Annotated in this window: 12 protein-coding genes and 1 riboswitch; of the genes, 4 read left to right on the top strand and 8 right to left on the bottom strand. The window is 64.4% G+C overall.

Translation table 11 applies throughout. From position 1 onward, the window contains the following. Positions 1-79: 79 nt before the first annotated feature. From XB14_RS04315 to XB14_RS04300, 4 genes are all read left to right on the top strand, one after another. On the top strand, positions 80-961 hold the full coding sequence (locus tag XB14_RS04315) for an ABC transporter permease (RefSeq protein WP_077960445.1): 882 nt from the start codon (positions 80-82) through the stop codon (positions 959-961). Continuing rightward, positions 958-1,740 (top strand): ABC transporter permease, encoded by a 783-nt coding sequence (locus XB14_RS04310; RefSeq protein ID WP_077960444.1) that lies wholly within the window; start codon positions 958-960, stop codon positions 1,738-1,740. The genes XB14_RS04315 and XB14_RS04310 overlap by 4 nt, the downstream gene beginning before the upstream one ends. An 11-nt stretch (positions 1,741-1,751) precedes the next feature. Continuing rightward, positions 1,752-2,813 carry an ABC transporter ATP-binding protein gene (locus XB14_RS04305; protein ID WP_077960443.1) on the top strand — a complete coding sequence of 354 codons (1,062 nt, stop codon included), beginning with the start codon at positions 1,752-1,754 and terminating at the stop codon, positions 2,811-2,813. Positions 2,814-2,936: 123 nt separating this feature from the next. Beyond that, positions 2,937-3,087: riboswitch (FMN riboswitch) on the top strand. A gap of 93 nt (positions 3,088-3,180) precedes the next feature. After that, positions 3,181-3,654, top strand: coding sequence for a 6,7-dimethyl-8-ribityllumazine synthase (locus XB14_RS04300; RefSeq protein ID WP_077960442.1), 474 nt, complete (start codon positions 3,181-3,183; stop codon positions 3,652-3,654). Positions 3,655-3,986: 332 nt separating this feature from the next. Here XB14_RS04300 and XB14_RS04295 read toward each other — a convergent pair whose 3' ends face one another. The 8 genes from XB14_RS04295 to XB14_RS04260 all read right to left on the bottom strand — a co-directional run bounded on the left by XB14_RS04295 (position 3,987) and on the right by XB14_RS04260 (position 11,749). Further along, the gene (locus tag XB14_RS04295) at positions 3,987-5,270 is read right to left on the bottom strand and encodes a low temperature requirement protein A (protein ID WP_077960441.1); all 1,284 of its coding nucleotides are present in this window, start codon (positions 5,268-5,270) and stop codon (positions 3,987-3,989) included. Between the two features lie 215 nt (positions 5,271-5,485). Continuing rightward, complete coding sequence (locus XB14_RS04290; RefSeq protein WP_077960440.1) at positions 5,486-5,926, bottom strand: RpiB/LacA/LacB family sugar-phosphate isomerase; 441 nt, start codon at positions 5,924-5,926, stop codon at positions 5,486-5,488. Between the two features lie 42 nt (positions 5,927-5,968). Further along, positions 5,969-6,736 carry a triose-phosphate isomerase gene (locus XB14_RS04285; protein WP_077960439.1) on the bottom strand — a complete coding sequence of 256 codons (768 nt, stop codon included), beginning with the start codon at positions 6,734-6,736 and terminating at the stop codon, positions 5,969-5,971. After that, entirely contained in the window at positions 6,733-7,512 is a 780-nt protein-coding gene (locus XB14_RS04280; RefSeq protein WP_077960438.1) for a DeoR/GlpR family DNA-binding transcription regulator, read from the bottom strand. The genes XB14_RS04285 and XB14_RS04280 overlap by 4 nt, the downstream gene beginning before the upstream one ends. A 100-nt stretch (positions 7,513-7,612) precedes the next feature. After that, positions 7,613-8,551, bottom strand: coding sequence for a sugar phosphate isomerase/epimerase family protein (locus tag XB14_RS04275; protein ID WP_077960436.1), 939 nt, complete (start codon positions 8,549-8,551; stop codon positions 7,613-7,615). 14 nt (positions 8,552-8,565) lie between these two features. After that, entirely contained in the window at positions 8,566-9,417 is an 852-nt protein-coding gene (locus XB14_RS04270; RefSeq protein WP_234803953.1) for a TIGR01459 family HAD-type hydrolase, read from the bottom strand. Next, on the bottom strand, positions 9,414-10,700 hold the full coding sequence (locus XB14_RS04265) for an FGGY-family carbohydrate kinase (protein ID WP_077960435.1): 1,287 nt from the start codon (positions 10,698-10,700) through the stop codon (positions 9,414-9,416). Before XB14_RS04265 ends, XB14_RS04270 begins: the two co-directional genes overlap by 4 nt. Then, positions 10,697-11,749, bottom strand: a complete 1,053-nt coding sequence (locus tag XB14_RS04260; RefSeq protein ID WP_077960433.1) for a class II aldolase/adducin family protein — start codon at positions 11,747-11,749, stop codon at positions 10,697-10,699. Before XB14_RS04260 ends, XB14_RS04265 begins: the two co-directional genes overlap by 4 nt. Positions 11,750-11,754: the final 5 nt, after the last annotated feature.

The raw sequence follows: 11,754 nt of genomic DNA, 5'->3' as shown, positions 1-11,754 counted from the left end.
GCTTCCTCTTCGTCCCGCTTCTGCTTGCAACAATCGATAACGCCCGCGTCGACAACGCGGCTTCAGGGGCGCGAACGGAATGTCATCTGCTAAACCCGACGCCAGCCCTCCGGCGCGTCGCCTACCGCTTCACTGGCTGGGCATTCTTCCCTTCGCCGCCTTCGTGACGCTGTTCCTGCTTCTGCCGACGATGAAGATCGTGGTCGGCGCATTTCAGACGCCGGATGGCAGCTTCACGCTCGAAAACATCCGCGGCCTGTTCACGCCGTCGATCCTTGCGGCCTACTGGATCTCGATCAAGATCAGCATCGCCTCGGCCCTTCTCGGCTGCCTGATCGGCTTTGCCATGGCGTCCGCCATCGTCTTCGGCGGCCTGCCGAAAGGGATCCGCGGCCCGCTCCTGACTTTCTCCGGCGTCGCCTCCAACTTTGCCGGCGTGCCGCTTGCCTTCGCCTTCCTGGCAACGCTCGGCCCGGTGGGCATCGTCACCGTCTTCCTGCGCTCGAATTTCGGCTTTGATCTGAGGATGCTCGGCTTCAACCTGCTCTCCTTCTGGGGGCTGACGATCACCTATCTGTTCTTCCAGATCCCGCTGATGATCCTGATCATCACGCCGGCGCTCGACGGTCTGAAGCGCGAATGGCGCGAGGCAGCCGAAATCCTCGGCGCCACCGGCCTGCAATACTGGCGCATGGTCGCCTTCCCGATCCTGCTTCCGTCGCTGCTCGGCACGCTGGCGCTGCTTTTCGCCAATGCCTTCGGCGCCGTTGCGACGGCGATCGCGCTCACCGGCTCGTCGCTGTCGATCGTGCCGATCCTGCTCTTTGCCCAGATCCGCGGCGACGTGCTCGGCAATCCGCACCTCGGTTACGCGCTCGCCTTCGGCATGATCGTCGTCACCGGCATCGCCAACGCGATCTACATCTGGCTGCGCAGCCGCAGCGAAAGGTGGCTGAAATGAAGAAGATCTGGGCCTGGGGAGCCCTCGTTTTCGGCCTCCTCTATTTCACCCTGCCGCTCATCGGCATGACCAACTTCTCGCTCAAGATGCGCCGCGGCGAATATTCCTTCGACGCCTACCAGAAGGTCTTCGCCGATCCGCGCTTCCAGGAGACCTTCACCTATTCGGTGATGCAGGCACTGTTCACCATTCTCTTCGGCGTGCTGCTCGTCGTACCGACAGCCTATTGGGTCCGGCTCAAGCTGCCGCGGCTGCGCCCCGTGATCGAGTTCATCACGCTCTTGCCGCTGGTCATCCCGGCGATCGTCATCGTCTTCGGCTATATCCGGCTCTACAACACCTCGAGCTGGCTGCCGCTGACGGGCTCGCTGACCGGCACCAACATCCTCCTGATGTTCGGCTATGCGACGCTCGCGCTTCCCTACATGTACCGCGCCGTCGATACCGGGCTTCGCACCATCGACGTCGCCACGCTGACCGAAGCCGCCCAGAGCCTCGGCGCCGGCTGGGCGACGATCCTTGCCAAGATCATCCTGCCGAACGTGCTGGTCGCGGTGCTCTCGGGCGCCTTCCTGACCTTTGCCATCGTCATCGGCGAGTTCACCATGGCGGCCCTGCTCAACCGCCCGGCCTTCGGCCCGTACATGCAGCTCTTGGGCGCCAACCGCGCCTATGAGCCGGCAGCACTCGCCGTCATCGCATTCGGCATCACCTGGGGCTGCCTCGGCCTCATCCAGCTCGTCTCGCGCTTCCAGAAAAGCGCGCCTCCTAAGGCCTGAGGACCGCACCCATGAGTTTCCTGTCACTCACCAGCATCAAGAAGTCCTTCGGCCCGGTTCACGTCGTGCACGATTTCAACATGGACATCGAAAAGGGCGAGTTCGTCTCGTTCCTCGGGCCATCGGGCTGCGGCAAGACCACGGTCCTGCGCATGATCGCCGGCTTCGAAAGCCCTACCAGCGGCAAGATCGTCATCAACGGCCGCGACCAGAATTCGCTCAAGCCCAACCAGCGCAACATCGGCATGGTGTTCCAGGCCTATGCGCTGTTTCCCAACATGAACGTGCATGACAACGTCGCCTTCGGCCTCAAGGTCGCGGGCACAGACAAGTCGGAGACCGACGCGAGGGTGAAGCAGATGCTCGGGCTGATCAAGCTTGAGCACCTGGCGGACCGCTTCCCCTACCAGCTCTCCGGCGGCCAGCAGCAGCGCGTTGCGCTTGCCCGCGCCATTGCGGTCAAGCCGCAGGTGCTGCTGCTCGACGAGCCGCTTTCGGCGCTCGACGCGAAGATCCGCGTGTCGCTGCGCGAGGAAATCCGGCAGATCCAGCAGCAGCTCGGCATCACCACGGTCTTCGTTACCCACGACCAGGAAGAGGCGCTGTCGATCTCCGACCGCATCGTCGTCATGAACGCCGGCCGCGCCGACCAGATCGGCACCCCCTTCGAGATCTACAATACGCCGTCGACGCGCTTCGTCGCGTCCTTCGTCGGCACGCTCAGCATCATCGAGGGCAAGGTCGCGGATCCGGCAGCAGGTGCTGTCACGATCGGCAACCAGCAGATCGCATTGAAGGATCCGATTGCCGGCATGAAGGGCGGCGACAGCATTTCGCTGGCGCTGCGCCCGGAGGCAGGCTCGATTGCCGAGGGCGCCAAGGGCGATACGGCGCTGGCCGGCGAAGTCGTCTCGACGAGCTTCCTCGGCTCGGTCATCCGCACCCGCCTTCGCGTCGGCGGCGACGTCATCTCCTTCGACATGTTCAACAATCCGGGCGTGGCCCCGCCGGTCTCCGGCGACAATGTCACGCTGCGCTTTGCCGCCAAGGACCTCTTGGTCATCCGCGAGTAAGCGGATTGGAAGCCATCGGAACGATTTCTTCCGATGGCTCCAAACACTGGAAAAATCTGTCGTGATTTCCGGCATTTTCGTCGCACCGTGCGTTTGACCGCGCGCGGTCGCGCTATATAGTCGCGTTGTTCTCAGGGCGGGGTGTAATTCCCCACCGGCGGTAGCGGCCGAAAGGCCGAAGCCCGCGAGCGCCTCAGGGTTTCACCCTTGGGGGTCAGCAGATCCGGTCAGATTCCGGAGCCGACGGTCACAGTCCGGATGGAAGAGAGCAAGCAGGAACGTGGGTCCCCGCGACGGGACCTCGCGCGCATGCATGTTCGCCCGACGGGATCATTGGAAAACGCCAAACCCTGAAAGGCTTGAGACCATGACCCTTCTTTCCCACCCAACCGCCAAGATCGCGATCGTCCGTGCCCGCTGGCATGCCGATATCGTCGACCGCTGCGTCGATGCTTTCGTCGCACAGTGGACGAAGCTCGGCGGTTCGGCCGCCGACGTCGAGATCTTCGACGTGCCGGGCGCGCTCGAAATCCCGCTGCATGCGCAGACGCTGGTAAAGACCGGCCGTTATGCCGCGATCCTCGGCACCGCCTTCGTCGTCGACGGCGGCATCTACCGCCACGACTTCGTCGCCGGCACCGTGCTCGACGCCATGATGCGCGTGCAGCTCGACACCAATGTACCGGTGCTTTCGGCGGTGCTGACGCCGCACAATTTCCAGGAAAGCGAACCGCTGATCGCCTTCTTCCGCGATCACTTCGTCGCGAAGGGCACGGAAGCGGCCAACGCCTGCGCCCAGATCCTCGACGCCCGCGCCAAGCTGGCGCTCGTCAACGCCTGATCCCCGGGCGGCCCGCCCAATGTCTCTTCGTCGCGGCTACCCCTCATCCGCCCGGTGAGGGCTTGCCCCTCATCCGGCTGCCGCCACCTTCTCCCCGCGCGCGGGGAGAAGGACGCAAGCCGCACCCTTGCCGCCCAATTGCCCTTGGTTTTCGAACCTACGCGACCAGAGCCATCGAGGCAGGCGGTAGACCTCGTCCCCTCTCCCCGCTTGCGGGGAGAGGGCTAGGGTGAGGGGCTGCCACACCCGCCACCGTTTCCTGAATCAACCTGTGAACGGCCTGAATCGGCTCGCCAACTTGGGCGCACAAGCCGCTGTTTCGACTCGCAAAATCAATGCACTCCTTCACCCTTGTGCAGGCTGCGCTCCAGCGCCGCCACGCGGTGCCGGTGTCCCGCCACCTCGTAGCCGACGATGACGACGACGGGCGCCAGCGTCAGGATGATCAGGCACTTGGCCATGCCGAGCCCGGCGATCGCCGCAGCGACGGAAGCGGCCAAAACCAGCACAGCGGCAGCAAGCAACCAGAGATGCAGGCGGTCCACCTGCTGCATGAGATAGGCATACATCGCGTAGAGCAGCCCGATGTAGAACCCCACGGGAACCGCGACCGTCAGCACGGTTGCGACCGAGCCGATATGCGCCTTGTGCTCGATGTAATAGGCTGCCACATGCAGCCCGGCCCCGGTGGCGACGATCGAGGCGAAGATCGGCATGTGGCCATAGCCCCAGACGAAGGACCGCTTTTCACGGTGCCGGTGCAGGATCTCGGCGCTCGGCAGCAGGAAGTAGATCCACCACATGCCGAAGGTGAGCCCGGTGCCCGCCAGGCAGACGAGCGCGACATCGAGGTTCCAGCCCTGCCCTTCGACCACGGCGGAGATCGAGGCGACCGTGCCGACCACCCCTTCCCCGAGCGCGATGATGGCGAGCAGCCCGTAGCGCTCGGCGATGTGATGGGCATGCCAGGGCGTTCCGCCATAGCGCATCTCGGCGACATAGGGGCCGAGCATCTCGATCGCCGTCAGCCCCACGACCATGACGAAGGTCACCAGCAGCGAGAAATCGAAGAAGATCAGTACGACCCAGCCGAGCTGGGCGACGCTGATTGCCTTCACATAGGCCATGGAGGCATCCCGTCGTGCCGGGTCCTGCCGGCTGGCACGCAGCCATTGGAAGAGCATCGCCACCCGCATGACGACGTAGCCGAGCACCATGATGCCATTGTCGAGACGTTCGCCCTTGTCGATCGACTCGAACATCGGCGGCAGGCCGATCGCAAGGATCAGCACGCCGACCATCTGCACCATGGTGACGATGCGGAAAATCCAGTCGTCCGTGTCGTAGGCGGAGGCGAACCAGCTGAAATTGATCCAGGCCCAGCAGATCGAGAAAGTCGCAAGCGCAAAGCCGAACAGGCCGGAAAAGGTGTGCCCCTCCGCCAGGAAATGGGCAAGCTGCGAAGCGGCCAGGCTGAAGGCGATGACGAAGGTCAGGTCGAACAAGAGTTCGAGCGTCGTCGCCGTCCTGTGATGTTCATGCGTGTCGCGGCCGCTCATGCGCGCCACATGATGGTGCGCGCTTCGATGCGGCTCGGTCGAGGTCATTTCGCTCATGCGGCGACGTCCTTCATTTGACGATCCGCAAGAATATTCAAATATTTGCAGAAGCCTCGTCAAGGCGAAGGGGAAGCCCGGACACGAAAACGCCCGGCATCGCTGCCGGGCGTGTCGTCACGATGCCTGAGGGAGGATCAACGGCATCGCGAGATTGGGTCGGGCCTTGACGTCGGGAACAGATGCGGGCGGAAAACCGCCCACACTTTTCCTCATCAGGCTCTGGCGGCATCCAGGCGATTGATCGCCTCGACATTGCCGGCCGAAGAGCCGTTCGGGTCGAACTCGGATGCGAGCCAGGTGTCGACGATCGACTTCGCCAGTTCAGGGCCGATGACACGGGCGCCCATGGTGATGATCTGGGCGTTGTTCGACTTCGCCGCACGCTCGGCCGAATAGGTGTCGTGCGTCAGCGCCGCGCGAATGCCCGGCACCTTGTTGGCAGAGATGCACACACCGATGCCGGTGCCGCAGAACAGGATGCCGCGGTCGTGCTTGCCCTCGACGACCTGCTGCGCCAGGTTCTGCGCGAGGTCCGCATAGAAGCCGGACTGGCTGAGGTCCACGACCTCCACGTCGCTCCGGCCGCCGAGATGGGCCGCGATGACATCCAGCAGGGGCTTGCCGGCGCTGTCCGCCCCGATTGCAATCTTCATGATTGTTCCTTTCCGTTCTTATGAACTGCGGCGCGCGGAGGCTCAGATCGCCCTTGCGACACGCTGCAGAATGTCGAGATAACCAGTGACGTCCCAGGCGGAGCGGCCGATGAAGAGGCCGTCGATATGCGCCTCAGTAATCAGTTCTTCGCAATTGCCGGGATTGACGCTGCCGCCGTAGAGCACCGGCACGCGCCGGCCGAGCGCGGCTTCGGCAACCTCGGCGATGCGCTTGTGGCGCTCATCGGCATAATCAGCCGTCGCCGGAATGCCGTTGACGCCGATCGCCCAGACCGGCTCGTAGGCAAGCAGGATCGTCGCCGCCTTCGCCTCGCCTTCGAGAAGCTTAAGCGCGCCCTCGACCTGGCGCTTCAGCACCTCGTCCGCCTCGCCCGCCTCGCGCTCGGAAAGCGTCTCGCCGATGCAGATCAGCGGCACCAGGCCATGGCGCACGGCAGCTGCCGTCTTCAGGCCGACGGTGCGATCCGTCTCGCCGAAATGTTCGCGCCGCTCGCTGTGGCCGAGCTCGACCACGTCGAGATTGCAATCCCTAAGCATCAGTGGCGACACCTCGCCGGTCCAGGCGCCGGCATCGTCCCAATGCATGTTCTGGGCGCCGACCTTGACGCTCGTCGCAGCAAGCCGCGCCTTGACCTCTCGCACCGCGGTGAACGGCGGAATGACGAAGCGCTGGATGCGCTCGTCGCGCGTCGCGTCGGCGGCCGCAAGACCATCGGCAAAGACCATCGCCTCGGCGAGCGTCTTGTTCATCTTCCAGCTGGTGCCGACCCAAAGGCCTGACTTTTTCATGCTTTCTCCTTGGAATTGTCGACCCTGACCAGCCGGATGCCCGCCTCTTCGAGCGGCGCTGCATGTTCCGCAGCCACTTCGGCGCCGGTCAGCACCGCGTCGAAGGCATCGAGCCCGGTCAGGAAATGGAGCGCCGAGCGCCCGAATTTGTCGTGATCCACCAAGAGGTACTTGCGCTTGGCCGCCTTCACCATCAGGCGCTTGGCCTGCACCACCTCCTGGTCCTGGTGGAAAGCGGTGGTGCCCTCGATCGCCGAACTCGAGAGAAAGGCGATGTCGACGCGCAGCGACCGCAGCGCCTCGTCGGTGACGATGCCGAAGAAGCCGTTGAACTTCTTGCTGTATTGCCCGCCGAGCGCGATGACGTTGATGCCGGCAGCACCCGAAAGGCTGGTAATCACGCCGAGATTGTTGGTGATGACCGTCAGCGGACGAATGTCGCGGATGCAGTCGGCGATCGCGCCGGTCGTCGAACTGTCGTCGATGAGGATGCTCTGTCCTGGCTCGATCAGCGAGGCGGCATGTTCGGCGATCCGCCGCTTTTCGGAGATCGCGATCTTCTCGCGATAGCGAAAGTCGCTTTCGAATTGCGGGCTGGACTGGATCGAGGCGCCGCCATGCACCTTGCGCAGCAGACCCGCCTGTTCGAGATCGTCGAGATCGCGATGCACCGTCATCTTGCTGACGCCGAAGCGCAGCGACAGGTCTTCGACGGACGCCGTTCCGGCCTCCATCAGCACATCCATGATCGCCTGTCGCCTGTCTTCCGGCTTCATCGTCTCGGCCCCGATTTCACGCAGCCTCGGCCGCGCTCACCGTGAGAAGATAACACTTATTTGTGATATTTCAATTTATCCTACGTGATTTTGTTATCTTTCAGTGTGATTTTTTTGTGCGATTGAAGCCCGTATCGATATGCGGCTCCCAGAATTCGACCGACTCCCGGATCATCTCGACGACGTTGTGGTCCGTCGGCTCGCGTTCGCGGAAGGAAAGCTCCAGGCAGATCTCGTTGTCGGTTCCACCGCCGGCCTTGACCGCGCCGATCAGCTTCTCCGGCGTGATGCGGCCATCGCGGTTGTAGGCGGCGGTGAACGGCCAATGACCGCCCTTGTTCATCGAGGATTGCTTGATGTGGATGATCGGCGAGCGCTCAGGGAACGCCGCCGCCCAGGCATAGGGGTCGATGTCGTCCGGGTTGTCGGAGGTGACGTCGCCATGGTCGATGTCGACCATCATTTTCATTGGGATCGGCAAATGTGCTTCGGCGAGCCGCCGGTCGAGCGCCCGGCATTCCTCGATCGTGTGGCCGAACTCACGGCCGACCGACATCGGCTCCCAGAAGACATAGGAGAGCCCGGCCGCCTTGCCGTGCTCGGCCACTTCGCGCCAGCAGTCGATGGCGATCCGCATCATCTCCTCGCGCCGCACCGGGTCGTCATAGTCCCTGAGCGTGAAGATCGCGAACTGCGTGCCCATGCCCGAGGCGCCAAGCTCGGCGGAGATATCGGCGAAGGTCTTGAACCAGTCGACATAGTAGCGCCTGACATCCGGGTCTGGATGGCCGAAATGGTTGAGCCGACCATAGGGGCCGGTCATGCCCGAGGTGATCTTCACGCCGGTACGGTCGAGCGCCCGACGAAACTGCCTGACGGTCTTGGCGATCGTTGCCGCCGGCCAGCCGGGATTGACGAACTCGTGGGTTAGCTGGACGTAGCCGATGCGGATCTTCTCGGCGATCGTGTCGATCAGGTCGTCAGGCTCGGCGAAGCGGTTGACCAGCGGATTGGTGTTGAGCGACAGCGTGAAGGCCACGACCTTACTCCCGGCTACCAGAGAAATTTCGGAAGGATGAAATCGGGGTTGGCGCCGTGTTCGGCAAAGAGCTTGCGGCGCTCCGCGTCCGAGGCGCGCTCCAGTATCCCGGTCGTCACCAGCACGGAATGAAGCCCGGCGCTTGCTGCACCGGCGATATCGTGCTCGATGCTGTCGCCGATCGCGCACACCCGTGCCGGATCGGGATGCCCGAGGAATTCGAGGGCCGCAGCATAGATGTCGGAAAAAGGTTTGCCGATCCACCGGACGGTGCCGCCCAGTTCCTCGTAAAGTTCGGCGATGCGGCCGGCACCGAACGCGGTCCCCGTCTTCGTCAGCATCACCTTGTCCGGATTGGTGCAGAGGCAGGGAACGCCGCGCGCGGCCGCCGGCGCCAGCAACGCTTCGTAGTGGGAGAGCGGATGAACGTCACCCTCGCTCGCGGCCAGCAGCACGAAGTCGGCATCCACCCCGCTCTCCGTGCGTTCGAGATCGAGCCCCGTCAGCGGCGAGAGGTCACCGTCGCGGCTGATGAACAGGCACTTGCGCCGCTTGCCGGCAGCAGCCTCGCCTTCGCACTTGAGGATCTGCCAGGCGACTTCGCCCGAGGTCAAAAACCAGTCCCAGCTTCCAGCGACGAATCCGAGATCGACGAGGCGACGGTCGTTTTCCGCCGAGCGCTTTCCGGAATTGGAGAGAATGATGACGCGCTTTCCCGCATCCTTCAGCCGCATGAGCGTTTCGGCCGCCCCCGGATAGGGACCGCAGCCATCGCGCAGCACGCCGAACTGATCGATCAGGAAGGCGTCGTAGCGATCGGCAATCTCGCCAAGTCCCTCGATCGCACTCGTTTGAGCAAATGTCACAGCACACCAGCCTTTCTGGCACCAGCCAGCGCCAGCCGTGCCGTGCCGGCCGCCGCCTCCTCGGACAGAACGGGCAGAAACGGCACGCCGAGCTTGCGCGCCCGGATAGCGCTCCAGGCCGCGTTCTTGGCACCGCCGCCGACACTGCGAAGCGATCGGAGCCCCGGCCCGCCAAGCGACGTCAGCCGCTGATAGGCGAGGCTCTCGACGCCGGCGATGCCCTCGAAGATTGCCTTGAGGAAGGTCGCGTCATCGACCGGCCGCGGGGTCATGCGCGGCGGGAAATCCGGATCGGCGATGGGAAAACGCTCACCGGGTTTCACCAGCGGATAATAATCGAGCCCGGTGTCGACGGCCGGATCGATCTCGGACGAAAGGGTCGCGATCCGCTCCGGCGAGAAATGTTCCGCCAGCACCACCCCGCCCGTATTGGAGGCACCGCCCGCCAGCCACATCTCGCCGATCCGGTGACTATAGAGCCCATATTCCGGCGCAAACAGCGGGCGGTCGGAGAGCATCTTCACCGTCAGCGTCGTGCCGAGCGCGCTGACGCCGTCGCCCGGCTGGTCGGCGCCGGTGGCAAGAAACGATGCGCATCCGTCCGTGGTGCCGGCAACGACCACCACTTCGCCTGAAAGACCGAAAGCTTCGGCGGCCAAGGGGCTGATCGTCGCCACCGGCGCGCCGGCCGGCAGCGCATCGGGCAAGAGGTCGACGCGGGCACCGGTGCTCTCGATCCAATCGGGCCAGCGGCGCTCCACCGGGTCGTAGCCGGTTTTCAGCGCGTTGTTTTCGTCGGAGACGTCGTAAAGCCCGGTGAAATGCCCGGCCAGCCAGTCGGCCTGATGGATCACTCGGAACAAGCCCGGCAGCGACTGGAAGGCAAGAAGTTTGGCAAGGCCGGACGTGGCGCCATGGGCAGCACTCTCCCGCGGCGCATGGGCTGCGATCGCATCGAGAAGAGCGCGGTCGCCAACCGGATCGTTGTACATCATCGGCACCGCCAGCGGCGCGCCACTCTCATCGACCGGCAGCATCGTGCCCGACGTGCCGTCGATCGCAAGCGCTGCGACCTTCTGCCGGTCGGCGCGGCCGAGCGTTTCCTCGAGGGCCGCCTGCACAGCCTTCCACCAGCCGACGGGATCGCGATGGTCATCGGAAAAGGCCGAAAGCTTCGCCGCACCGGATGCGACGACGCTGCCATCGGAAGCCATGGCGACCGCCCGAGCGCCCGAGGTGCCGATGTCGATGCCGACAACGAGTTTGTCTGACCGGCTGCTCATTGGAGCACCTGCCCTGCCCGGTTGAGTTGCTGGCGATACTTTTCCGCATCCCAGCCGAGAAGCTCGGCGTTTTCGGCGTCCGTCAGGTAGCGCAGCCGCGCATCCGTCGGGATGCGGGCCATCACGTCGGCAAGGCACCGGGCCATGGCGAAGGCGCCGGCGGAAATCTCCTTCTGCACCAGCACGCCCTTGCCAGGAAAGAGTATGAGCGGCGGCAGGCTGTCGCCGGTCGCACGCCGCTTCGTCTCGATCGAAAGCGCGGTCTCGCCGGGCGCGGCGACCACAACGCCCTTGCCGAGGAAGATGACATGATCGGGATAGAGACTGCCACCGGGGGCAAGGCGGCAGCTGTCGAGATCGGCCGCAACCGCATGCAGGCCGGCATCCTCCGGCAGCCGGTAATCGCTGTCGACGGCAAGCCGAGAGAGCGCCGCCACATCGGCCGGCGGCGCCTGCCGCCGCGCGACGGTCAGGCGGCGGGTGATGTCCGTCAGCAGGATCGCCGCATCGACGACGTTTTCGGCAGCGACGACCAGGCCGTGATTGCCGAGCACCAGAACCGACGTGTTGTCCTGCACCCGCTCGGCAATCGCCTTGGCAAGCGGCAAGCCCGGCCGGGCATAGGGCACGAAGACATGGGGGTAGCCGGCAAGCCGCTCGGCAGCGATCGCCGCACCATTGGTCTGCACCGCCGTCGCGATCGTCTCGACGCAGTGCACATGCACCACCACCTTCTGCGGCATCAGCGCATGCACCGTCGTTTCGATCGAGGGGCGCAGGCCCGAGGGATTGCGCTCGGCAATGACGAAATCCTGGGTTTTTTCGGTCGCAGGGTCGTTCGCTTCCAGCGCCTCAAGCAAGGGCTCGAGCGCCACCGGCACCATGACATCGCGCTGGCGGGCATGCGCCAGCCACAGGCCCGAGGCCTTGATCCAGAGCGTGCCGCCCTCCTTGATCGAGGTATTGCCGCCCGCACCTTGCACCAGCAGCGGATCCGCCCCGACGCGGGCCGAGAGATCGAGAAGCGCTTCGAATTCCAGACTTCGCATCCGCT

The sequence above is a fragment of the Ensifer adhaerens genome (assembly GCF_002007205.1).
Taxonomy (GTDB): Bacteria; Pseudomonadota; Alphaproteobacteria; order Rhizobiales; family Rhizobiaceae; genus Ensifer; species Ensifer adhaerens_D.
Note: the sequence above shows the minus strand (reverse complement) of the source record. Positions and strands in the feature narration are given on the sequence as shown.